This window comes from Pseudomonadota bacterium (assembly GCA_026388275.1).
Taxonomy (GTDB): Bacteria; Desulfobacterota; Syntrophorhabdia; order Syntrophorhabdales; family Syntrophorhabdaceae; genus JAPLKB01.
The window spans coordinates 1-23,930 of the sequence record JAPLKB010000025.1 but is presented as its reverse complement, the minus strand read 5'-3'; the positions used below and the strand labels follow the sequence as shown (position 1 = coordinate 23,930).

The 23,930-nt window shown below is 45.6% G+C and carries 30 protein-coding genes; 5 read left to right on the top strand and 25 right to left on the bottom strand.

All coding sequences use genetic code 11. The annotated features are described in order from the left end of the window. Positions 1–227 precede the first annotated feature (227 nt). Entirely contained in the window at positions 228–992 is a 765-nt protein-coding gene (gene hisF / locus NT010_06965) for an imidazole glycerol phosphate synthase subunit HisF (protein MCX5805793.1), read from the top strand. A 91-nt stretch (positions 993–1,083) separates the two neighbouring features. Continuing rightward, positions 1,084–2,283 (top strand): aminopeptidase, encoded by a 1,200-nt coding sequence (locus tag NT010_06960; protein ID MCX5805792.1) that lies wholly within the window; start codon positions 1,084–1,086, stop codon positions 2,281–2,283. A 57-nt stretch (positions 2,284–2,340) separates the two neighbouring features. Here NT010_06960 and NT010_06955 read toward each other — a convergent pair whose 3' ends face one another. From NT010_06955 to NT010_06905, 11 genes are all read right to left on the bottom strand, one after another. Beyond that, entirely contained in the window at positions 2,341–2,823 is a 483-nt protein-coding gene (locus NT010_06955; protein MCX5805791.1) for an adenosine-specific kinase, read from the bottom strand. 409 nt (positions 2,824–3,232) lie between these two features. After that, positions 3,233–3,871 (bottom strand): V-type ATP synthase subunit D, encoded by a 639-nt coding sequence (locus NT010_06950; GenBank protein ID MCX5805790.1) that lies wholly within the window; start codon positions 3,869–3,871, stop codon positions 3,233–3,235. Positions 3,872–3,913: 42 nt separating this feature from the next. Next, positions 3,914–5,329 (bottom strand): V-type ATP synthase subunit B, encoded by a 1,416-nt coding sequence (locus tag NT010_06945; protein ID MCX5805789.1) that lies wholly within the window; start codon positions 5,327–5,329, stop codon positions 3,914–3,916. Continuing rightward, complete coding sequence (locus NT010_06940; GenBank protein MCX5805788.1) at positions 5,308–7,119, bottom strand: V-type ATP synthase subunit A; 1,812 nt, start codon at positions 7,117–7,119, stop codon at positions 5,308–5,310. Before NT010_06940 ends, NT010_06945 begins: the two co-directional genes overlap by 22 nt. Before the next feature lie 87 nt (positions 7,120–7,206). Then, entirely contained in the window at positions 7,207–7,857 is a 651-nt protein-coding gene (locus tag NT010_06935; protein ID MCX5805787.1) for a V-type ATP synthase subunit E family protein, read from the bottom strand. Between the two features lie 12 nt (positions 7,858–7,869). Then, positions 7,870–8,178 (bottom strand): V-type ATP synthase subunit F, encoded by a 309-nt coding sequence (locus NT010_06930; protein MCX5805786.1) that lies wholly within the window; start codon positions 8,176–8,178, stop codon positions 7,870–7,872. 11 nt (positions 8,179–8,189) lie between these two features. Next, positions 8,190–8,624 (bottom strand): ATP synthase subunit C, encoded by a 435-nt coding sequence (locus NT010_06925; GenBank protein MCX5805785.1) that lies wholly within the window; start codon positions 8,622–8,624, stop codon positions 8,190–8,192. A gap of 23 nt (positions 8,625–8,647) precedes the next feature. Then, positions 8,648–10,654 (bottom strand): hypothetical protein, encoded by a 2,007-nt coding sequence (locus NT010_06920; protein MCX5805784.1) that lies wholly within the window; start codon positions 10,652–10,654, stop codon positions 8,648–8,650. Beyond that, entirely contained in the window at positions 10,647–11,750 is a 1,104-nt protein-coding gene (locus NT010_06915) for a V-type ATPase subunit (GenBank protein MCX5805783.1), read from the bottom strand. The genes NT010_06920 and NT010_06915 overlap by 8 nt, the downstream gene beginning before the upstream one ends. Then, the gene (locus NT010_06910; protein MCX5805782.1) at positions 11,735–12,049 is read right to left on the bottom strand and encodes a hypothetical protein; all 315 of its coding nucleotides are present in this window, start codon (positions 12,047–12,049) and stop codon (positions 11,735–11,737) included. The genes NT010_06915 and NT010_06910 overlap by 16 nt, the downstream gene beginning before the upstream one ends. 33 nt (positions 12,050–12,082) lie before the next feature. Beyond that, complete coding sequence (locus NT010_06905) at positions 12,083–12,826, bottom strand: cytidylate kinase-like family protein (protein ID MCX5805781.1); 744 nt, start codon at positions 12,824–12,826, stop codon at positions 12,083–12,085. Positions 12,827–13,157: 331 nt separating this feature from the next. Here NT010_06905 and NT010_06900 point away from each other — a divergent pair, with 331 nt between their 5' ends. Both NT010_06900 and NT010_06895 read left to right on the top strand, forming a co-directional pair. After that, complete coding sequence (locus NT010_06900) at positions 13,158–13,361, top strand: winged helix-turn-helix domain-containing protein (GenBank protein MCX5805780.1); 204 nt, start codon at positions 13,158–13,160, stop codon at positions 13,359–13,361. 123 nt (positions 13,362–13,484) lie between these two features. After that, positions 13,485–13,781 (top strand): hypothetical protein, encoded by a 297-nt coding sequence (locus NT010_06895; GenBank protein ID MCX5805779.1) that lies wholly within the window; start codon positions 13,485–13,487, stop codon positions 13,779–13,781. 59 nt (positions 13,782–13,840) lie between these two features. Here NT010_06895 and NT010_06890 read toward each other — a convergent pair whose 3' ends face one another. From NT010_06890 to NT010_06865, 6 genes are all read right to left on the bottom strand, one after another. Then, entirely contained in the window at positions 13,841–14,479 is a 639-nt protein-coding gene (locus NT010_06890; protein ID MCX5805778.1) for a class I SAM-dependent methyltransferase, read from the bottom strand. A gap of 129 nt (positions 14,480–14,608) precedes the next feature. Beyond that, positions 14,609–15,247 carry an N-acetyltransferase gene (locus NT010_06885; protein MCX5805777.1) on the bottom strand — a complete coding sequence of 213 codons (639 nt, stop codon included), beginning with the start codon at positions 15,245–15,247 and terminating at the stop codon, positions 14,609–14,611. Between the two features lie 135 nt (positions 15,248–15,382). Beyond that, positions 15,383–15,739 carry a PIN domain-containing protein gene (locus NT010_06880; GenBank protein MCX5805776.1) on the bottom strand — a complete coding sequence of 119 codons (357 nt, stop codon included), beginning with the start codon at positions 15,737–15,739 and terminating at the stop codon, positions 15,383–15,385. A gap of 1 nt (position 15,740) precedes the next feature. Further along, positions 15,741–15,932, bottom strand: a complete 192-nt coding sequence (locus tag NT010_06875) for a type II toxin-antitoxin system VapB family antitoxin (protein MCX5805775.1) — start codon at positions 15,930–15,932, stop codon at positions 15,741–15,743. Between the two features lie 222 nt (positions 15,933–16,154). Then, a complete protein-coding gene (locus NT010_06870; protein ID MCX5805774.1) occupies positions 16,155–16,772 on the bottom strand; it encodes a molybdopterin-dependent oxidoreductase in 618 nt (205 codons plus the stop codon). Positions 16,773–17,085: 313 nt separating this feature from the next. Then, a complete protein-coding gene (locus tag NT010_06865) occupies positions 17,086–17,895 on the bottom strand; it encodes an extracellular solute-binding protein (GenBank protein ID MCX5805773.1) in 810 nt (269 codons plus the stop codon). Positions 17,896–18,240: 345 nt separating this feature from the next. On the opposite strand from NT010_06865, the gene NT010_06860 reads away from it, so the two are divergent. Next, positions 18,241–18,441, top strand: a complete 201-nt coding sequence (locus tag NT010_06860) for a hypothetical protein (GenBank protein ID MCX5805772.1) — start codon at positions 18,241–18,243, stop codon at positions 18,439–18,441. Positions 18,442–18,527: 86 nt separating this feature from the next. Here NT010_06860 and ftsY read toward each other — a convergent pair whose 3' ends face one another. From ftsY to NT010_06820, 8 genes are all read right to left on the bottom strand, one after another. Continuing rightward, on the bottom strand, positions 18,528–19,436 hold the full coding sequence (ftsY, locus tag NT010_06855; protein MCX5805771.1) for a signal recognition particle-docking protein FtsY: 909 nt from the start codon (positions 19,434–19,436) through the stop codon (positions 18,528–18,530). A 144-nt stretch (positions 19,437–19,580) separates the two neighbouring features. Further along, positions 19,581–19,826: a hypothetical protein gene (locus tag NT010_06850; GenBank protein ID MCX5805770.1), complete on the bottom strand. Its 246-nt coding sequence runs from the start codon at positions 19,824–19,826 to the stop codon at positions 19,581–19,583. A 3-nt stretch (positions 19,827–19,829) separates the two neighbouring features. Continuing rightward, a complete protein-coding gene (locus tag NT010_06845) occupies positions 19,830–20,300 on the bottom strand; it encodes a hypothetical protein (protein MCX5805769.1) in 471 nt (156 codons plus the stop codon). 31 nt (positions 20,301–20,331) lie between these two features. Beyond that, positions 20,332–21,306: an L-threonylcarbamoyladenylate synthase gene (locus tag NT010_06840; protein ID MCX5805768.1), complete on the bottom strand. Its 975-nt coding sequence runs from the start codon at positions 21,304–21,306 to the stop codon at positions 20,332–20,334. A gap of 11 nt (positions 21,307–21,317) precedes the next feature. After that, positions 21,318–21,518 carry a twin-arginine translocase TatA/TatE family subunit gene (locus NT010_06835; protein MCX5805767.1) on the bottom strand — a complete coding sequence of 67 codons (201 nt, stop codon included), beginning with the start codon at positions 21,516–21,518 and terminating at the stop codon, positions 21,318–21,320. A 166-nt stretch (positions 21,519–21,684) separates the two neighbouring features. Then, positions 21,685–22,890 carry a Ni/Fe-hydrogenase cytochrome b subunit gene (gene hybB, locus NT010_06830; protein ID MCX5805766.1) on the bottom strand — a complete coding sequence of 402 codons (1,206 nt, stop codon included), beginning with the start codon at positions 22,888–22,890 and terminating at the stop codon, positions 21,685–21,687. Then, positions 22,890–23,729 (bottom strand): 4Fe-4S dicluster domain-containing protein, encoded by an 840-nt coding sequence (locus NT010_06825; protein ID MCX5805765.1) that lies wholly within the window; start codon positions 23,727–23,729, stop codon positions 22,890–22,892. The genes hybB and NT010_06825 overlap by 1 nt, the downstream gene beginning before the upstream one ends. Beyond that, positions 23,726–23,930, bottom strand: a 205-nt coding sequence (locus NT010_06820) for a hypothetical protein (protein ID MCX5805764.1), incomplete at its 5' end; no start/stop codon positions are given. The genes NT010_06820 and NT010_06825, both read right to left, overlap by 4 nt.

Genomic DNA, 23,930 nt, shown 5'->3' with positions numbered 1-23,930 from the left:
ATCACATAAATCAAATACATATTCCATATTTAACAGTGTTATAATCCCATTATCATGTGCTTGACTAATGTTGTCAAGGCAAAAGATGTTCGGACTGCTGCATAAATAAGATTTGCAAACTGTAAATCTTTATCTTGACTTATACCTATGAGAAAATGATATGTAATAATTGTACATGCATTAAATTAAACAATCGTTACTGAAAATACTCTAAATAAGGAGTCGCCATGAAAACAATAAAGATCATGCCTTGTCTTGATATGAAGAACGGAAGGGTTGTAAAGGGCGTCCATTTTGTCGATATAAAAGACGCCGGCGACCCGGTGGAAAATGCCGCATTTTATGAAAAAGAAGGCGCTGATGAGCTTGCCATGCTCGACATTGCTGCAACGCTTGAAAATCGCAAGACCCGCCTGGATTGGGTAAAACAGGTATCTTCAGTGATAACCATTCCGTTAACAGTAGGCGGCGGGATAGGAAGCCTTGAAGACATTGAACTGACTCTTAAAGCCGGGGCATCAAAGGTGTCGATGAACAGCGCTGCCGTTCTGAACCCTGAGCTTATTAGAGAGGCAGCAAAAAAGTTCGGCTCCGAAACTATCACTGTTGCTGTTGATGCAAGAAGGAATAAGGCAATGCCTTCAGGCTTCGAGCTTGTCGTATCCGGCGGAACAAAACCTGTGGGCAAGGACGCGATCCAATGGGCGAAACAATGCCAGGAGCTGGGCGCAGGAGTTGTTCTACCGACAAGTATGGACGGTGACGGAACACTTGCAGGGTACGATCTTGAATTTACAAAGGCTGTATCGGATGTTGTGACCGTACCGGTAGTTGCTTCAGGCGGAGCAGGGACATTAGAACACTTTTACGAAGGCGCAACAAAAGGCGGCGCTGATGTGCTCCTCGCTGCATCGGTTTTTCACTTCAGGACATTCAGTATCCGGCAGGTAAAGGAGTATCTGAAGGGCAAAGGACTGCAAGTAATATTGTAATCGGTTAGAGAGTTGAGAAAATGCAGTCTTTACGTTTTAACTGCGAAATGAACTGCGAATACATAAATGATAAGGATGCAAGGAGGATGTAATGTTGACAGATGAGCAGCTCAATAAATATGCAGACGTGCTTCTCTGGGGATTGAAGACTGCACGGAAGGGCAGATTCAAAAAGGGCGATATTATCCTTATTCAGTACGAACGCCCGGCGGTCAGGCTTGCCGAGATACTTTACGGTAAAATACTTGATATGGGTATGAACCCGGTTCAGCGTATAAACGGCACATATATAATTGAGCAAACATTCTATCAAAAGGCAAGCGACAAACAACTTGTATTTATAACACCCGGCGATATGGAGCTGTATAAGAATCTCCACGGAAGGATTTTTTTGCGTGCCCCTGAGTCGCTCACACACTTAAAAGACATAGACTCTGCCAGAATCGGCAAAGTACTTGTTTCAAGAAAACCGCTCAGAGAAATCCTCGACAGGCTTGAGGAGCAGGGGCTCCACGGATGGACGCTTTGTACATTTCCCACGGACGAGCTTGCAAGGCAGGCAAAGACAACAACTGAAGCATACACTTCTCAGATTTTAAAGGCATGTTATCTCGATAAGGACGACCCCATTCGTGCATGGCAATCGATTTATAAAGATGTTATGGGCATAAAAAAGTGGCTGAACAATCTGAAGGTCAAATATTTCCATATAGAATCGAAGAACATCGACCTGAATATAACACCCGGAGAAAAAAGACAATGGAAAGGCATTTCAGGGCATAACATTCCGAGTTTTGAGGTCTTCCTCTCCCCTGACTGGAGGGGCACTGAAGGCGTATATTATGCCAATCTGCCTTCCTTCAGAAGCGGCAACTATGTGGAGGAAGTGAGGCTCTTCTTTGAAAAAGGCTCTGTTGTTAAGGTCGAGGCAAAAACCGGGGAAGAGTTTGCCAAAAAGCAGATTGCCATGGATAAGGGAGCATCCAAGGTCGGTGAATTTTCATTGACAGACAAAAGGTTTTCGCGTATTGACCGGTTTATGGCCGATACTCTATTTGATGAAAACTTCGGAGGAGAATACGGTAATTCACATATCGCCGTTGGCGCCTCATATACAGATACCTATGAAGGAAACCCTGCCGACATGACAAAGGCATTAAAGAAAAAACTCGGTTTTAACGATTCAGCGCTGCACTGGGACCTTGTGAATACGGAGGATAAGACTGTAACAGCACATCTTACTTCCGGAAAAAAGCTTATTATATACGAAAAGGGCATGTTCAGATATTAAGAACAAACTGCTCTACTTCCCATTGCAATATTTGCAGGGGGAAGCAGAGCATATAGTTTACAGCTTATATCCGAATTTCCTGAGAAGTTCCTTGCGCGCTTTTTTATCTTCCTCGCCTTCTATGCCTTTAGGTTTTAAACCGTCAATTACACCCAGGATACCACGGCCGTCACCTTCTTCTGCGACTATGACCTGTAGCGGGTTTGCCGTTGCACAGATTACATGACATACTTCCTGACATGCTTTGATTGCATTGAGGACATTAATGGGAAAGCCATCCTTCAGAAATATGACGAATGTGTGCCCGCAGGATATTAAAAAGGATGTGTCATATGCCAGTTTCTTAAGTGCCTCGTCATTACCTTCATACCTGATAAGACAGGGTTCGCTCGCCTCTGAAAAAGCAATCCCGAACTTGAGAGATGCTGATGACCCGATGAGTATTTCATACATATCCTCTACGGTTTTTATGAAATGGGATTGACCGATGATAATATTCAGCCCTTCAGGGATATCAACTTTAACTGTTTTTATTTCCATAGTTTAGCCTCCGGTTAAATAAAATTTATTTATTTTCCTGTAATCTTATTCCAATTCTAAATAAAGGATGAAATCAAGGCGGCAAGGAAGAGGCGACGTAGGCGTACTATAATAGTACGTCGGAGGAGCTTATGACGAAGCCAACGATGATAGCGCCTTGATTTAGGATTGGAATTATTTATAAATGCACCCTTTACCCATTCCTGTCTTTTGCATATTATTTTACCACAATGAAAAGTTTATGTATTAATTATGTTAATTGGCTGCTTCAAGGCATATCCCAGGTTATTGTCCGGCATGTCCATATTCTTATTCTGATATATTTGAATAAATTCCCGATACTACTTTGCGGATTGTTACCTAAAACTACGGCACAATGCACAGGTTTGCAGTAAGGACAGGAGGGTATCTAAGAGTTCTCGGGCTGTGGTTGCTCAAGGCGGTCTCGAATCATTTTCAGGATAACAAAGGACTCGCGTTCCCGTTCCTCCAGTGAACCCATGATATAGTTGATCGTTTCACGGTAGTCCGGCATAAAGATTTTGGAGAGTGCGTTGCATCGCCGTTGGGTCTTGCGAAGTTCCCGAGCCAGCCGCATTACGGTATTTTTCAGCTCTGCCAATTCAGCAAGCAAGGGAAGCACTTCAACAAAACGGCTCATGGCAATATCGGCATTTACCGAAGTTCCACTTATTCCAAACTGAACGCTGACCGGCTCCGTTCTCACCATCACATGGGGAATCTTCATGCCCATAAGATGCTGATCCGAAATATCCACCTGGTGATCCATCTTTACGGCGAGAGCGGCACGGTCCAGAGCCTCGGACCCCTTGTCCAACTGGGCATCGCGAAGAGCTTCAAAAGCCCGACTGAGAGCTTTATCAACAGCTTGTTCGGCATCACGGGCACGACTGAGGCGGCTCATAAGTTCAAAAATAAGGATTTGCCTTTTTTGTTCAAGGAGATCATAACCCTCTTCAGCAAAGGCAAGTTGTTTTTTCAGTACAAGCAGATTCGATTTGGTAGGTGCAATATTCAGTTTTCCCATAGAGCCATTCTACCCGTTTATATCCCCCTGAAGCAGCGTCACTCAGACACAGGTATCCACTTTCTCATGATAGTATTCCTTTAACAGAGCGTCGCTCACACGGTGCAACTCATCTTTAGGTAATGTGGATAACACATCCCAGCCGAGTTCGAGTGTAGCCTCGATAGTACGGTTCTCATATTCGCCCTGGTTCAGGAAACGCATTTCAAAGGCTTCACCAAACTTCAGGTATTGCTTATCAATTGTGCTCAACTCCTCTTCGCCGATGACATCGGCCAGTCCCCGCACCCGTTTCACGTAAGCGTAGCACGCGAATAACTGGCTTGCAAGAATAGGATGATCTTCCCTGGTGTAACCTTTGCCAACGCCGTCCTTCATCAGACGCGACAGGCTTGGAAGGCCGGCAATGGGCGGGTAAACGCCACGCTGAAACAGATCGCGATCCAGCACTATCTGACCTTCAGTAATATAACCGGTGAGATCGGGGACAGGATGGCTGATATCATCGGCGGGCATGGTTAAAATGGGTATCTGAGTGATCGAGCCCGGCGAGCCCTCGATGCGCCCGGCACGTTCGTAAATGCTGGCGAGATCCGAGTAAAGGTAACCCGGATAGCCTTTACGTCCCGGGATTTCGCCCCTTGCTGTGCCCACTTCGCGCAGGCTTTCACAATAGTTTGTCATATCCGTCAGCAGCACCAGAACATGCTGCCCGCAATCAAAGGCCAGGTGCTCTGCCAGGGTCAGTGCGACACGCGGGGTAAGAAGACGCTCCACGCTCGGCGCATCAGCCAGAGAAAAGAACATGACAGCACGGGCAAGGGCGCCGGAATCCCGGAAGTTACGGATGAAAAACTCGGCCACATCATGCTTCACGCCCATGGCGGCAAAAACAATCGAAAACTCGACCTCTTCTTCCAGCAGGCGCGCCTGGCGAACGATCTGAGCGGATACGCGGTCATGGGGCAGACCGTTTCCGGAAAAGACAGGCAGTTTCTGGCCGCGGACCAATGCATTCATGCCGTCAATGGCCGACACACCCGTCTGTATGAATTCGCGTGGATAGCGCCTGGCATAAGGGTTTATTGGCATTCCATTCACATCGCGCAGTTCCGCCGAGAGCGCAGGCGGACCACCGTCAGCCGGGCGACCGAGACCATCGAATACGCGACCCAGCATCTGCCTTGATACGGGCAGGCGAAAACTTTTACCCAGGAAACGGGCGCGTAAGCTCTGGTTCGAAAGACCTGTTGTTCCTTCAAGAACCTGCACCACGACCTGAGCTTCAGAAACATCAAGGACGCGGCCTATACGGGGACAACCGGCTGCATCGATAATCTCAACAATTTCATCATAGCCCACATCACGAATCCGTTCCACCACAACCAGCGGCCCCTCGATTCGCCAGGAGCCGACGTACTGTAATCCCCGGTCTTCTATTTCGAAGGTGGTGTGCATATTGGGGTAGCCTCCTTGGTATATTCTTTTGCCAGTGTTTCCGTTTCTTCCATAACCCTCTGTTCCAGTTCCGTAAGCTTATCGAGATCACTGTTGCCGAAATCCGCCTTTGCCCGCAGTAAGTAGGGTACACAGCCTAAAGAGCGGATTCGCGTCAGTGGCACATTATCTTGAATTAAGTCACGGCCCCTGCGATACAGGGTAAGAATAATGCGCAGGAGCGCAACTTGTCGTTCAGGTGTGCAGTACATGTCATTTTCGTTAAAAGCGCTTTGGGCGAGGAAACCATCTTTAATAATCTCGGCGATAAAAAGGATCAAGCGTTGGCTGTCGGGCAGGACATCGGGGCCAACCAGTTTAACGATTTGCTGGAGACGATCCTCCCGTTGGAGGAGAGTCAGAGCCTCTGTGCGTAGTTCGATCCAGTCAGGAGCCTCTTTTTTCCACCATGGACCGACATCCTCCACATACTCCGAATAAGAGTGTAGCCAGTGGATTGAAGGATAATGCCGCGCATTGGCCAGTTCCGTATCAAGAGCCCAAAAACAACGGATAAAACGTCGTGTATGCTGGGTGACGGGTTCGGAAAAGTCGCCTCCGGGTGGGCTGACAGCGCCCACAATGCTTACGGAAGCCTCTTCGCCTGCAAGCGTAGTTACAGCGCCGCCGCGCTCATAAAACTGGGCGAGTCTGGTGGGTAACGACGCCGGAAAGCCTTCTTCCGCGGGCATCTCTTCCAAACGTGCGGCCAATTCACGCAGTGCTTCTGCCCAGCGGCTGGTTGAGTCGGCAAAGACCGCCACGCTGAGACCCATATCCCTGTAATACTCAGCCAGGGTGATGCCGGTATAGATGGATACTTCCCGAGCCGCCACAGGCATATTCGAGGTGTTGGCGATAAGGATGGTCCGTTCCATCAGAGGCCGACCGGAACGGGGGTCTTTAAGTTCCGGAAACTCACGGAGCACATCAGTCATTTCATTTCCCCGCTCCCCGCAACCGATAAAGACAATAATCTCGGCATTTGACCATTTTGCAAGCTGGTGCTGGGTGATTGTCTTTCCCGTGCCGAATCCGCCCGGAATGGCTGCAGCGCCGCCTTTGCCGATTGGGAAGAAGGTATCAATGATGCGCTGTCCTGTAATCAGCGGTTCGGTGATGCGCAATCGTTCAGAAATGGGGCGCGGTACTCTTACAGGCCACCGCTGAAGCATAGTGACCTCACGCGGGCCCGTTGCAGTTTCGATGACAGCCAGCGGATCGAGGAGTCTATAATCCCCTTTATCGACAATGGACTTTACAATACCGCTAAGATCGGGGGGAGCCATAATCCGATGACTGACCAGCGGTGTCTCCACAATCTGGCCTATGGCCTGACCTGCCGTCACAACCTCACCGGGTCTGACTTTCGGCTCAAAGGCCCAGAGCTTACCGGTGTCCAGAGGGTCCACTTTTTCGCCGCGACGAATCCAGGCGCCGCTGCTTGCCTGAATGCCTGGCAAAGGGCGTTGAATGCCGTCGTAGATGTTGCCGACCAGCCCGGGGCCGAGCCACACGGACAAGGGTGCGCCCGTACATTTGACCGGCGCTCCAGGCTTCAACATAGTGGTGTCCTCGTACACTTGAATGGTGGCATGATCACCAACCAGTCTCACAACTTCTCCCACCAGGCCCAAACTGCCTACCTGCACGACTTCATACATCTGTGCTGCGTACATGCCTACAGCGGTTACGATGGGACCGCTGATGCGGGTAACCACAGGTTCAGTGGTCTTGGTAAAGGTAGTCATGGGCCATCTCCTCCTTTTATTGGGGCTCACGTCGCCCCCTCCACCAGCAAAGCTGTCGGAGCCACCCCTTCTCGCCCGCCTTACGGGCTAGTTTACTAAATCGACGTTTGTGTTAGCCGGGACGAATGCCGCCTGCACGGCTATCTGTCGCCTCAGTTCCGGCCACAGCCGTTCCAGCCTCTTCGCAAGGCGGTTATCCCACACCTGGCGACCCTCCGTATCCTCCACAATAACACCGCCTCCCGTAATGACAGGTTCGTACGAAATAGTAACACTCACCGGCCGCCCGACACGGCGAGCAATCTCATCGGCCAGGCCGTCGCCAAGAAAGTTAAAGTCCGCCTCCGGCAACTTAGCCACAAATGCAGAACCTGCCATCTGATTTATGGCATGCGAAGCAAGGGCGATTACGGTTTCGCGATATTCAAAACCATCCCGGGCCAACAATCGCCGGCACACTTCCTCGTACACAGACTCAAGCAGTGCTTCAATGCGTGCCGCCCGTAGCCGGCCGGTTTCGACGGAAACCGTAGCCAGAATTAATTCATTGCTGCGGGCAGCATCTTCAACGGCATGGTCAAGCTGCTCCTGATGTACCCGGTCAGCCTCGGCTGCGGCATTGCTTAAGATAACTTCTGCTTCCTGTCTTGCACGGATGATAATTTTTTCTCGGTCATTTTTTGCATCTGTGAGTATCTCTTCGCGCAGTTTTTCAGTCGAGTCTTGATCCGTCTCCATCCTTAACCCCCTTTAGCCCACACTTACACCTACAGCTTCCTGTACAAATTCACGCAGGCTCTTACGTCCTGGAAGCGGTCCTTCCGGCCCGGGTATCTCAACAATAAGCGGGCGATCCCGTTCCAGTTGAATCATTTCCATTTGCGGCCGAATCCAGGATGCCACCTTTTCGGTGATGATAATGATTCCAAAGTCAGACCGGGCTGAAGCATCAGTAATGGCAGTCCAAGCCTGCTCAGGCGTTGCCACAGCTTGAGCATCTACGCCTGCCAATCGGAAACCACGCACCGTATCCTCATCAGCGATGCAATAAAACTTCACTGATTTACCCCTTACATTTTTTGTATCAACATCATGGCAATGGCAAAACCGAGAACAGCCAACCCTTCTGCCAATGCCACAAAAAGTATGCTGCGGGTCAGAAGTTCCGGTCTCTCCGCTGCCGCACCTAATGCTGCCGACCCGATCCGCCCTACGGCATGGCCTGCACCGATAATACTTGCAGCAATGGCAAAGGCAGCCGCCATTCCGAGGCCAACGGATCTATACAACGATGCCGGGTCTGCCGGCACACTTCCACGCGCAGCCTCCTCAGCCAGAACAACCGTACAGGACAGAATCATACCCGCCAGAACAGCTACAATTGATCCAATTCGCCGGAACAACTTTACCATTTTACACCTCCGATTACCCGGGCTGCGAAGCAGCCTCCTTTCATCTTTACAACCATTGCCGCCATAACAATCCCCCACTGTAATCTTTTTCATTTCATCCGATACGGATGGAGCGGTCACAATCCGCCCTCTCGCGACATTGAACTCTTAACTTCCTGGGCCAGACAAAACGGTTCAAAGGGTCTACCGCTACCGGCAAAAAACTTCCCGAAGAACTCATAATATTCGAGACGCAAAGCCTGCACTGAAGCAATGACCCCTTCCAGAACAATAGCAATTAGATTACCGACGACAATTACGCACAAACTAAACAAACCACCCCCTACAGGAAAAGTTCTTACCTCGGCAGCCAGCATAAAAGCGGCAAAAAGCAATGCAGCGTGACTCATGGCATAGGCTGCAAGACGGACAAAACTTATAGTATTCGCAAGGTAGCTAAGGATAGCCTCAAAGGCGCCGACACAGGATTCTATAATTGCGCCTGTCAGCCCATCATCAGTTTCGTGCGGCTTACCCTTTCCACGGTTCAGCAAATGTTCTAAAGGTTCTTTGAGCGACCAACCAATAATGGGTACCACAAGAAACAGAATTATCGATATATTCATAAGCCCCAACGACTTGATGGCTTGTCCATATATTAAGAGAGCCAGAGATCCCCAGTAGAACAGAATACCAACAAGGCCGAATTTATCGAGAATGCCGCCGATTACATCGCCTTGTCTAAAACGATTGACAACATTTAATATAAGACCGATGCTGATCAACGCAATGCCGATCCCCATAGCACCATACATAAGCTGGACCGGGTCGCCTTCCAGAGGGTCATGCCAGAGTGCATATTTCTTGAACACTTCAATACCGAAGTAGCTTCCGTAGACCATGCCAAAAATGGTGCTTGACAAACCCCCGAAAAGAAGGATTATACCAACATCCTTGATCTTCGGAGACCGGACTGCAAATAAAGCAATTAACCCGCATACAATAAGGACTATCCCATGCCCTGCATCACCGAACATCATACCGAACATCAAAATATAGCTGAGAGCAACAAACAATGTCGGCTCCAGTTCCTGATAATCCGGAAGGCCGTAAGCTGAAACCAGCATCTCAAAAGGACGCAACAGTCTCGGATGCCTCAGAAGGACAGGGGGGCTCTCCTGCATTGAAGCATCAGGCAAGGCAGTCTGAATGATACACCGGCCAGCCGTAATCTCTCCCACGGACTGTTCCAGAACTGCTACGTCAAAGGCCGGAACCCAACCTGTAATCAGGGTCGTGGCCTCTGTACGCGGGAATTTCTGACTTGCATTTATAAGACGGCACTCCGTATCAACAAATCTCTCAATCTCATCCAGGGGCAATGTGAAACCGGTGGCAACCGTCTTGAGCTTGTTGTTCAATTGTCCCAATTCAGATGCTAACTGTTCTTGCTCTCTCTCTTTTTCTTCAAATAGTCTATCTGTTGTTGCGCCTTCGACTACAGGGAGTATTTCTTGCTGGAAACCGGCCTGTTGCAACGCTTTTTCAAGGACAGGGTATCCCTGGCGAGAGGCAATCGCAAAAATCGATTGTCGTCCTTTTTGTTGGATCAAAGGAAGGAAGGCAACATTATCCCCAACTTTTTTTCTAAGACTCTCATAGTTTTGCTCCGGCAAGCTCCCTGTGACAAAATGGAGGAATGAAAATTGGTCAAATCCGGTGAGCGGAATCTCTAATCCACGATAGCGTAATACTTGTTCGCAAATGGCGGATAGTTCCTTCTGGCGTTGTACAAGACGCTGTTGATGTTCCAACAGGTCACCGACCTCTTGTTCCATGGAACTAAGTTTTTCTATGGCCTTTGCCGCCGTCATTGCTGCTGGAGCTACTCCTCCTGACCATGATTCATTGGTCAAGGGAGTTGTTTCCAATAATTTACGAAGCCCCTGAATACGAGCTCTGATACGATCATATTGAACCATCTCTCCGGTATAATCGATAGGGGACAGAGGCGCAGTATCAGGACCTGGCTGCATGCGCATCAGGTGTACTGCCCCCAGACGGCCCAAGCCCTTGAGCACGGCGCGTTCGTCCTGAGTAAGAACAATTGCCTGGAGTCTCATCATGGGCACAGTTCTAAACAAAGACTTCCTCCACATTTGTCCGTGGGATTAAAGATCTAAGGATTGTCTCGGCAGTCATGCCCGTTCGAATGCCTTCGGAAATAGCGATAAGGTTGGCCACTTCCACACGACGAAGACATATATAGCCCATAATTGCTCCCAACCCCATATTATTCTGACGAAAAGCCATGTTCGCCAAACGTAAAAAGTGACTCCACGCATACCCTTCCAGATCTGAAACATCAATAATCATCGATCCACTACTTGGTCCGTGCTCAAAAAGCGATATAAGCACACGCTTTGCAACACGACTTGCAGATGTATAAAGATCCGGACTATTGAGCATAGTCGTAAAAAACGTGTATGGTATCAAGGTACCTGCAACATGTAACGGTTGCAGCATATCAGGTGTCAGGTTGTAGTGAAATTTTCCCCGAGCAACCAACATTAGATGGAAGATATCCACTTCCTGGCAAAACATTGGTCTTACGGTTCCCTGATCTGCCCCGCAGAGTCTTTTTATCTTCTCAAGCAGCCTCTGAAAATAGAAACGGTCCAACACTGCCTCAAAAAAGAATGGCCGTGGATAATTATGATAGGTCTCAAGAGCTTTGGTCAGGTTCTCCCGAAGAATTCCCCTTGGGAGCAACCGGACAAAATCTTTCAAAGATTCCGCCGTAGCCAACCTTTGGTTATCCAGGGCCAATTCCCTTGGGAGGGATATGAGATGTATCTCAATTTCTTTGAGAGGTGTTTTTGTCAAACATGCCCGCATCAATACTTTCAGGTTTTCCACTTGAAACCGAACCATCATCCAATCGAGAAGCTCGACTCCGGAAGTGGGCATATAGGCACGGAAGCCCGATAATTCATCGATCAGTTCGCGGACCAGCAGACGCTGGAAATCAAGAACCCCTTTAAGCTGAGAATCCGGAAAAATTGTATTAAATAGATCAGAAAGATTTTTGAGGCGGCATAGACCATCAAGCCGCTCACCCTCGGCCATGCGACTGCGACGGGCATGGACATTGGCCGCAAGGAATTTCACATCATTTGTTATTCGTTGCTTCGAGGCAATAACTGAAGTAGTTGCGACATCAGCTATGGCTGTCTGCATACGCACCGCACGATCTCTTCAATGGCCCATTGTCTGGCAGCCGGCTCAAGCCGGATCTGACTTTCGATCTCCACTGCAGCATCGGCCAAGCGGTGCTGTTTCTCCTGCTCGGCTGCTTCGACTGCTGTTTTCACAATTTTTTCGGCTTCATTGATTGCTTGTTGACGGGTATGTTCAACAATATTATGCCCTTTCTTTTGAGCGTCCGACAAGATACGATCCGCTTCAGCCTTAGCTGCTTCGACTATAAGCCTCGCTTCACTCTCTGTAGCGATGATCTTTTGTATTACATCACGCATGGCAGTACCTCCCCCGAAAATGAGCTCCCGCTGCTATGTTGAACTAATCCTGTTTCCCGCAGTTTTTACGGGTCTATCCAGTTTGAAACGCTTGATCACTTCGTCACCGATCAAACGGGTGGCTTCGTCGTATTTAATCATATCCGTATTAATGGTTATATGGTATAGCAATGGATCATCGATATCTTTGTCGAAATTGTCTTTTACATATCTTCTACTTCCCTCATCCTCCTTTTTAATATGATGCATGGCAGATTTTTGATCAAGGTTGTATATCTTCCGGATCTGCTCAATTCTCTTTTCAAGGGATCCAACCAAACGTACACGAAAAACGTTCTGCATTTCACATGTAACGATGCTGCCCCCTCGGCCCACCAGGATAACATTCCCCATCTGTGCAAGGCTTATTATGGTTGCGTTAATTTTCTCTATGAGTGTCCAGGTAGAGGGGTGAAAACCGAGCCACTCCTCAATTGCATCGGTCAGCATTGCCTTGTGGTCTTCCTTCATAAAATCGGCAACGCGCTTGTGGAGGTTATGGTCTTCCAGCACTTTTTCCACGAGATTCCGGTCAAAAACAGTCCACACATCATGGGAAGGAACATGTGTCTGCATATACTCTGCAAGGTTGGAAGCAACTGTATGTCCGCCTGCTCCCTCTGCCCGTGAAATCGTTATTGCCGGTTTTATAAAGGTACCAGAAGTTTCTTTTCTCTTCGACTCAAAGTAACTCTCGATGAAAAACTCACATTTTCCGTAACCAATATTATCCCACATAACTTGGCCCTCCCCATATTCCTTCAACACTTACAATTATCCACCCACTTGTAAACCCTTTTGGTGAAAGGTGTGGAAAATGCTATATTTCCTATTATATGCTTCACAAATCATTCCTGCAATATCTGCGTTGATCTGCAAGCGTGTCTATTGGGCATCACCTCCGAATTCAACCTTTAATTTAAAAATTTTTTAACTTTCCCATTATGCAACATTTTAACTTTCTTATTCATGTATAGCCAAGCATCACATGTTTGTCAAGTCACTTTTTGAAGCGCATTTGTCTGACAAACTCATACAATTTTGTATTCAATTACTAAATTAATATGATATTCTCCATAGGCACGGATGGAGGAAGGTAATACCCCACCTCCAACATCCGAAAGCTGATAAAGAGAAACAGGAAGAGTTTAAAAAGACTTCCGGAGCTTGTGGCAGGGGCGACGCAAGTCCCGATAATAGCATGGTCGGGAACGAAGCTTTAGAGAAGGTCAGGGATATCAACCTCCGTGATACAGCTATTTGTAATAATTAATATTACATATTGTTATGTAATTCCAGTGTGTCATAAAGATATTCGCATCTTAAATACGAAAGAACCAAAATCATCGCTGCATCTGCAGTCAGATGGCAAGCTTTCAGGAGGCCCTTATTTTTCATGAGCAAGAATCTTCTCAAGGACAAATGTGGATATTCTGGAGTCAATATCTCTGCTTTCATCCAGGAAGATTGCTGCTATTCTTTCTTTATTGAACGAGCCGTCATTAGTCAATACCGGGCTTGCCTTGTACCTTCCCGGGTTGCTCTCACCATCGTCAATAAGGCAATGCGAGTAACCATCTGTTCCCGTCCAGGTAATTGCCCTTTCCTTTTTGTATTTATCATAACAAAGCTGAAAACCGATGATTTTTCTTTCCTCATCGAACCAGACAATCAGATCAAAATAGTCGCTTGAAAATCATTTTCGTTCCGGCTCCCCGCATATTTGACATGTATTGGATTCCTTAATCATGCTTAATCTCCTCTCTTCTGACCGGTCATCAGAAACATAGTGAACCGCCTCATTTCTCCATTGATGCTCGGTTTCACAACTTCTGCGGCGCCTATATCCCGAATATTATCAAACCCAGATTCTATGAAAACCTTGCGTAGGGTCGCTCGATCAAATCCGAAATGAAATACGCCGGTATTGTCTTCGTGAAACTGACCATCATCCAAGTCCAAATCAGCAATGCACAGATAGCCGCCAGGGGCCATGATACTATAGAATTGATCGAAGAGCGGTTGTATTTCCTTGATATGATGGAGGGTCATACTGCTTACAATCAAATGATAATTACCTGCCAGGGTATCGCCCTTGTCAAGATCGATAAGTTGAGATCTAACATTGGGCAGCTTCAGCTTAACGACCTTCGTGTTGAAGATATTTAGCATTCCCTGAGAACTATCGATGCCGGTGATAGAATGGACCAATGGCTGTAATTGGATAGTTAACAGTCCAGTGCCACAGCCGAAGTCCATAATATCCATTTCGGGCGTCAAGATGATCTGTCTTGATATGACATTGGCAATATCTTTCGCCAACTTCACCCTTGCAGGATGTTCATCCCAAGAGGCAGCCTCTTTATCAAAGTCCCGTTTTTCAGTGTTCATAATATTTCACTCCTCGGTTGTATCATCGTTCCCCTTGCCTACGTTTCTTGCTTCCCTGAACTCATAACGTACGCTTCCACCTGTCTCGGGCCACAAGGTCCCTCGCAGGTGAAGCGTACGTTAGATGACTTACTTTACATATGATCTAAAAGCAATCGAGAATATTTCTTGGGAATATCTGTATCCTTTTTCTTTCTTCTCAAAACTATTATCATATTCTTCTGCAACATTTTCATTTACTTCATACACGTTACTGTATTTATATTTCCATTTATGACCTGCAAGTACTCCTTCTTCTAATTCAAGGGAAAGCATTCCATACGGATAGTTCCCATTAATATCACTAATGTTTAAATCTTTAGAACTCTTAAATCCATGCTTACAATAATTATGTGGATCACCTAAAATAACTATTGCTTTCACACCATTCTTAATTGCAATATTCTTTGTATGGTTAATCAGTCCGCTACCAATACCTTTTCTTTGATATTCCGGTGATACACTAAGAGGGCCAAAGCTAACAATATCTATTTCTGTGCCTATTTCATCAATCAACCAAGCCTTTGTATACATGATATTTCCAATGACCTTTCCATTATATTCTGCAACAAAATCTAATTCTTTTAAAAAATCAGTATGGTTTCTCATTCTGTGAACTAAATAATGTTCATTACATCCAGGAAAATACAAATTCCAAAAAGCTTCTCTTGTTATTTCTTCAACAACCCGATAATCATTTTCTGTCTCATTCCTAATAATAATATTCATAAATATCATTTCCTTTTAAAAAATTGTCATCTTTTATCGCGCCGATGGTGTCCATCAAAGGCGGCGCTGAGCGGCAGGCACGAGGATGCCATCCGTAAGCGCATGCAACCGAGCAAATGGTTGTCTGATTTTTTACTAATACTTGCAGCGAAGTCCTTTGGCGGCTTTTTCCAGTTTCTTGTCTATTGTCCAGAGAGAAACGCTCGTTAAAACAGCAGACGCAAGAAGATGGACATCCACATAGCCTAAACCCTTCCCCATAAGGTCGTGACTTTCAATAAAAGCAAGTACCTCATCATGCTCGACCAGAACCGCCATTGGTAGAGCTTCCAGAAGTGAGATCACGGTCATTCTGTCCTTGAGATTTCCACATGCAAGCTCGCCCACGATGAATGGGTGACAGATGACCTCTGTATTGTTGAGGAGATTCACCAAACCGCTATTACTTTCTCGGAAATGGGATACCCAAACCGATGTATCGACAAGAACCATTTTAAATACTGCGCCTCCTTGGTACTGGCTTCAACTGTTTCTCAGTACCTCCTAATTTAGCAAGCCTCTTTGCGCTTTCTCTTGCTACGAGCGCCTCCAGTCCGAGCTTTACCAGTGTGGTCTTTTCCTTTATGCCCGTCATTCTTGATGCCTGATCAATCAGACTGTCTTCGATATTAAGCGTTGTTCTCATAGTGCCACCTCTCTTAATAATATGCATAAGTATGCCAATACGATGCATACATGTCAAGCGGTATTCAGATAACATTCGCTTGACCTTAAACGCGTCAAATTGGCGCGGTTTATGCTACGTGAGTGAAGCGAACCGCGCAAACCGTGACAATAGCGTTGTCAGGTCGAAGCGGTTGTCAGGCATCTTTTTACTACATTTCGTGCTTATACTGCCTAATTCTTATTATTTTAGAATATCTGCCTCATTATCATATCCCTGCTTTTCCCAATATCCTATATATGGCTTATCTGATAACTCAATATGTGTAACCCATTTAACCCATTTATATCCATACTTTGATTCAGCAACTACTTGTAAAGGAAATCCTCGCTCAGAATCCAGTCTTTTCCCATTGATTTCGTAGGCTATCATAATGTCGTTTTTAATAATGAACTTATATTCCAATGATGATGAATAGCCATCTGCTGCATAGAATATGACTGTTTGTACTTCTTTATTTGGATTCGCTTTCTTAAGTAAATCTACTAAACGTACACCTTTAAAAAGCAAGTATTCGTTCCATCCTTCAACACAATGCAGCGTTATAGCTCGTGTAACCGAATGAAGTCCTAGTATCTCATTATAGGTAAAAGATTGTGGCTGTTGAACTTTCCCGTTAATGAGTAGCTTATACTTGCCTATATCAACGGTTTGCGGGCCTTTGATAGAATTATCATACTGTCTATCATATGGGGATAGGGCTTTCCCTTCATACTTATGTATTTCAACTTGTGCAAATGCTTGTGCAGAAAACATTCCGAATAGTACTACAAGGAAGGATATTTTCATAAAGCATTTCATATAAAATCTCCTTTCCATAATTGAACTTACATACTTAAATTAGTAGCAAGACTTGTTGGATATTCCTATCTCATCCCCCCTTTTCCCATTGTACACTTCCTCCTTATAGTTACTCGAGAGTGCCCACTTTATTGGGGGGGTACACCGTCCGCTCCACCCGCTGGATAGGTGGCACTATCGGCTGGTTACAAGAACTCCTGTCGTACAACTACTTAGGTGGAAAATTATCTGGATTGATAACAAACCATACGTTGTTTACGCCTTGGCCATTTAGCTCTATCACCTAACTGGGTGGACGGCTGATCGGCCCGTTCTATGGTGCTATCCAACCCCATTTCACGAATATTGCTTGTCCGACGGGAGACTGAAGGAAATCGGCGAACTCCTTTCCCAATACTTTTCTCTCTGAACTATTTGTGATTGCAATGCCGCACGAGCGATAAATTGTGTTCTCTGGTTCAATGTTGATTAGGTCGGCAGAAGCCGGACTCTCTTTTTGCCAAATGGTCCAAATGAGCCAAACATCATAGGTATGATCATTGGCCCAGAGTTTTTTGGCCTCAGCACTGTTTGGTGCGAAGAAGCCGATGTTACGGCGCACCCCATCTACTAGGTTAACATTCCCTGTTCGGCCAGCTACATCCTCCCACATGCCAACTTGTCCGGCACCTTGAACCACGAGAATCCTAACACCTATCTTGGCAAGATCTTTAATGCCTTTAATACCCTTCGGATTTCCGGGGCGGACGAGAATTGCCGAAGGACGCAGGTACAGAGTACGGATCGTTGATGTGTCGATTAGCGCAGGGAGGTCTTTCTGCGCGAAGTCGGTCATCATATACTCGGAACCGCTAAAGATTAAATCGGCATCTTTCATCGCCTGGTCCTTCCAGGCCGGTGTGGGACCAGCGGTGATTTCAACCTTAATTCCCTTCATTTCTCCAAATACCTTCGCGGCCTCGCGCATAGCCGGAGCAGGGCCGCCAGGACCATAGGCTCGCAATACAACACCTGTCTTATCAGGCTTGGTTGGCTCCTGTGCCCCCATGGACGTTTGCAACAAGATCACTAAGCATGTTGAAACTATTATGGTCAAGACGAGTGCGATTCCTTTCTGTCTCATGGCGTCTCCTTTTTCAATTTATCAGTTTGATGCTGCCCAACAATTAATATATTGCATGCAGTAATTTACGAAATATTAGTATTTGCTAAGAAAGATGTCAACACATTAAATAATTAGACATTGAAAGATAATACATATAAAATCAGATAGATACAAAAAATAATAGCTATGGTTGACAATAGAAGATATGCAGTAATTGCTCAGTTTTAATCAAAAGGAGTTGGCTTGCTAAGCTAATTTCAGACATTCCTGTCTAAATCAAACAAGGTACCGGAGAATAAGATTAAGTATTATATCCACTGGACAAAAAAATATCTTAAGTTCTGTGAATATGAACCTGAAGATATGGATTTAAATAAAATAAATCAATATCTTGACGACTCCCTTGAGGCAGACGAGAAAGTTGCTGAGTGGCAGGTAAAACAGGCAGCAGATACGGTGATTACATACAAGGGAGCCTGGTCTTTGTCGCTCATTACTTCCCTCGCGATTAAACAGTTGCCAATCCTAATGGCAAATATGGGAGTAAACCTTGAAACAGGTTGAAAATGTGAAATCAATGCGTGGATGGGAGCATTTCCTGAGATAGCACGAATTAACGAAGTTATATGATTTAAGGCGAATTGGTATGACTATTCGAAAAGGGCCTTTGCAAAATCACTTGCGTTAAAAGGAATAAGGTCATCAAATTTTTCACCGACGCCTATAAATCGTATCGGTATCTTTAACGTATGGGCAATAGGCAGGATAAACCCTCCCTTTGCAGTGCCGTCAAGCTTTGTTATTACAATACCGGTTACACCAATTGCTTCATTGAATGCCTTTGCCTGGGTTATGGCATTTTGTCCGTTTGTTGCATCTACAACGAGCAATGTTTCGTGAGGTGCTCCTTCAATTTCCTTACTTACTATCCTTTTAATTTTTTTCATCTCCTCCATAAGGTTTACCTTTGTATGGAGTCTGCCTGCCGTGTCAAGCATTAATATATCGATACCCCTTGCTGTAGCAGCTTTTGTGGCATCGTAGGCTACTGCGGCCGGGTCGGAGCCTTCTTTATGCTTAACCATCTCAATACCAAGTCTGTCTGCCCATACCTCAAGTTGTTCCACCGCTGCAGCCCTGAATGTATCACAGGCCCCGAAAAGGACTTTATTTCCGGATTCACCATATAACTTTGCAATTTTCGCTAATGTAGTTGTTTTGCCGACGCCGTTTACACCTAGGGCAAGTATGATAAAAGGCCTGTGGGTATTGATAGCAACCGGTGCCTCGACAGGCTTAAGAATGGCTTCAGTTTCTTCTATCATACACTGCTTAATATCGTCGGATGACTTTATTTGTCCCCTTTTCCATCGTTCTTTCAGTGCATTTACAAGAAAAGCAGTTGTTTCAACACCTGCATCTGAAAGAAGCAGCGCCTCTTCAAATTCATCGAATGAGTCTTCGTCTATGGGCTTTCCTTTTACGGCCCATTCAATCTTTGTAAGTAACTGATCTCTTGTTTTTGTTAAACCGTCCTTTATCTTGTCAAAAAAACCCATTGTTTTGTCCTGTGATTATTAAAAAACTGTACCGGATATCTATTGTAAAATTGAGTTTAAGAGTTGTTCAACATCGCTTTCATTCAATAGACTTGTAAGTTTTTAATTATGTATTTAAATCCTTTATTTGCTTTAAACTGTTCTTTAAGCTTCCGGGCTGTATGGTTTTCCACATAGTTTACAAAACCCGTTTTCTACAACACCTATACAAGTACCGTCACTGCATAGTATTCTGTTTTCAAGATCAATGTCCGATCCTTCTGCTTCTCTCTTGTCTTTTTCAAATTTACTTCCGCAGATATAACAATATGAGCCGAGTTTTAAAATTTCTTCATTGCAGTTAATACACAGTACGGTCTCAATCTCGCCCGCACATTTTTCACATATCATAGTTCACCTTGCTTTAACAATTTTTGTTACCTTGCCGTTCTCAAATTCAATATAAATTGTACCTTTGTTATCCGGCATAATCTTCCATGGTGGTTTGTATGTCCATATGATATTGTTTTCAGGCGTTTTACTCACTATATCCGGTTCGCCGAGCTTTTTCCTTACCTCATCTTCGCTCATTGATATAACGGCATTATCAAGAGCAGAGCTTCCTTTTTTGGCTGATTTGGATGAACTACAAGAAAACAAAACCAGTATGCAAAGCAAAATTGCACATGTCTTTAAACAAACAGGGTTTTTGCAGGTTTTCCACAATTTTTGTGGAAATGTTGTGAATAAATTGTAGGATAACGATCCTAACATATTGTTTTTAAAGGCAGTTGAGGTAAGTTGCCTACAAACTAAGCAAATTAAAAACCTAATGTTTTCAGCTATTTCCCCAATAAATGTATACTTCAATATGAGCTTTTTCATAAAATTAGGTTATCACGGATTATTAAAATTATCAATGGGTTATATACCTATATTTTTTTGATGCTTTCTTTAGCCTTTCCATCATAGCTTTCCCGAGACCCGTTTCCGGTATGTTTTCAGCGTAAATAATATCAATATCATCACGATCCAATTCGATAAGGCAAGAAAAAAAATTTGCGGCAGCTTCTCTCATATTTCCAGTACTTGACAAAATCTTAACATATTTCGAGATTGGTGTTTCGGACGATTTTTTAAAAGCAAGAAAAGATGACTGCATGTTATGTATCTCGTCGATTGTCTTGATAATTTTCAACGGTTTTATTGGCGCATAGTGATAGGGCAGTTGCCCTGGCGCTTCGCAAGAACCATTATTACTCTTTTCATAAACAGCTCCGGCTGTTGCGGAAAGCTCCTCCAAGCTGATTGCACCGTGTCTGTGCAAATATGTTTTTCCTTCATGGAAGGAAACTATTGTTGATTCGATTCCGTAATTGCTGCTCCCTCCATCAAGTATCAGCGGCACGCTCTCCCCAAGCATCTTTGCCACATGCTGTGCGTTGGTAGGGCTTATATAGCCGAAAGGGTTGGCGCTTGGCGCAGCAATGGGGCCATCGAAGCTCCTTATAAGCTGGAGTGCTACCGGGTGAGAAGGCATGCGTATGGCCACTGTAGAGAGGCCGGCAGTGACGATGCCGGGTATAGCATCTTTTTTTTTAAGTATCATGGTAAGGGGCCCGGGCCAGTATCTGTCAATCAGTTTTTCAGCTTCGGGGGGCACATAATCAGCAATGGCTGATACCCATTCCCTTTCTCCGATGTGGACAATTAGCGGATCAAATCTCGGTCTTTTTTTAGTCTCAAATATTTTTGCCACTGCATAAGGGTTCAGGGCGTCAGCACCAAGACCATATACGGTCTCTGTGGGGAAGGCGACCAAGGCACCTTTTTTTAGTATTTCAACTGCTTTTTCTATCGATGAATGCTCAAAACCGTTCAGAATTTCCATAGAGGGTGGTGTTATGTCTTTGAAGGAGGTGTTTTGTTATCCTTTTCATCTTTTGGGGTAATATCTGTTTCGTCAGGCTCTTTGATTGATTTTTTAAAGCTCTTTATACTCTTGCCGATAGCTCCTCCTACCTCGGGCAGTTTACCCGCTCCGAAAATTATCAGGGCTATTACCATTATTACAATAAGTTCCGGCATTCCAAGGCCAAACATATTTTCCTCCTTGCGCAGATATCCACGTCAAAGCTTATACCAAGCTTGCGGGTGTCCCGTAATAGCAATATCACTTTTTCAGCATGTTAGTCAACAACATAACCTGCCGGAGTTTCACGGTTTGGATTCACACAGATAAACTTGTGTGAATCCAATTTTATATTGTTTACACTGCCTTTTCAGAAATGGTCTGTTTATCGATCCTGTGAAAATGATCCGGGATTGTATAATCAACCTCTTCAGGATGGTGTTCAAAGATAGGGAAGTACCTTGCGATCAAAGCGAAAAACAGTATATGGGCTGCTATAATCCCTATTGTAACAACCGATTCGAGGAATGACGGATAATATATCTGCTGGTCTTTCTGGATAAGGCCGAACATGGAAACGTTAAACCTGTTCAACACAAGTCCGAAGAAAGCTACCATACTCGCCGCGCGCAACTGCCAACTGCTGTCGGTCCTGATGCGTTTTGTCATAAACATGATTAATGGAATTATGATCCCGAGTACCAACTCCATAAGAAAAAGGATTGTGAGGCCCGGACGATCAAAAAGCGGCCTTGCGCTCAGAAAGAATAACGAACAAAGCTTGATAATAAGGTAAATACCGAGAAACCAGGGGATAATCTTTGTCAGTGTTGCAAGCAACTCTGTTTCGTCAGGTTGTTTTAAGTATCTGTGTACCATAACGGCTTCGATAATGATAATGCAGAAGCCTGTAAAAACCGCTGAAGTCCAGAACAGCAACGGTAAGAGCGGGTTGTACCATAGGTTGTGTAATTTGTCAGCCGCAATGAGAAAAAAAGTGCCGATAGTAGATTGGTGCAAGGTGGCAATAGCAGCTCCAAGGACTATAAGGGGCACTTCTATGCTGCGGAGAAGGCGCAGCGGAACATGGAACCCGAATTTTTCGCATACGGATGGAAGAAACTCAAGGCAGGCAACCGTAGTGTAAGACATAACGCAAAGGGCTACTTCAAACATAGGTGAATGAAGATTCGGATATGCGAAGACGTGCCATCCCCGATGGGGCTGCCCCAGATCAAGGATAAGACCGATACATACAAGGGAATAGCCGAGAAAACCGGTCACAACTGCAGGTCGTACAAGCGGTTCGAGTTTTTTAATATGAAAGCAGTGAACTACAGCCCCCAGGACAAATGCACCTGCGGCCAGAGGAACGGATGTAACAACGTCAAATGAAATCCAAAGTCCCCACGGGTATGTATCGCTTAAGTTAGTGGTAGCGCCCAGACCGAAGACGAAACGGGCTGCAGCAGCAAGTACGCCTGCTGTAACCAGAAACATAAGCGTCTTGATAAACGGATGATAGCTTTTAATCTCCTGTTTTATATTAGCTATAGCGGACATTATTTATCCTCCTTTGGCTGGGTCGAAGCTGATTTTCTTGCCTCCTCTTCCTTGCGCAACCGGTCCTTTCTGTGTGTAAGCCATGAAATAAAGGCCAGCGACCCGCCCATGGTGAGGAATACGGCCGGTACAAAACGCAGAGCTGCCCACGTGAGAGAGGGTAGGGGGCGTCTCGTGACGTTCTTGAACCCGAGTTCATCAAAAGGCTGTTCGGTCAGATAAAGAACGCTTGTTCCGCCAGCCTCTTCGAGTCCATAGATCTTATTAAAATAACGGTCAGGTTTTGCCGCAAGACGCCGTTTTGCCTCCTGAATCATGTCCGTGCGGCTGCCGTAGGAGATGGCCGAGGGACATGCCTTTGCGCATGCAGGTTTCAGTCCTGCCTTAAGCCGGCTGTAGCATCCGGTGCATTTTACCACTAAGGGCAGGGCCTTGCTCCATTGGTATTTGGGCACGCCAAAGGGACAGGCGACCATACAAAAACGGCACCCGATGCAACGTTTTGTGTCATACACAACAGGTCCTTCCGGTGTCTTGATAAATGCGCTTACCGGACATACCGATACACATGCAGGTTCGTTACAGTGCATACACATTTCTTTGTAGAAGGCGAACTGGTTATGGCCGTTTTTTTCATAATCGCGGAATTTGACCTTTGTAAGGGTGTATTCGGACATGGCAGGCGGGTTCTGGTAGCCTTCGCCATTGAAAAACACGGTCTTTTCAGCCTTCATCTGATTCCATTGTTTGCACGCCACCTGGCAGGCACGACAACCTGTGCATCTTGTCATATCTATCAGAAATGTTCTATCCTGGGAAAAATCTCTTGTTGCGCTCATGACCTGTTACCTCCCTTCTCAACATTACAAAGAAATGCTTTGTACTCAGGAATGTTTGAGGTTGGACTTAATGATTCCGGGGTCAGGACGTTGGCGCTGTCTCCTGTGGCCATACCGGCGTAACCGAAATGCCACGGCATTCCTACCTGTTCAATGGGTTTTCCGTCAACAACGAAGGGTTTAAGACGGGAAGTAACCAGT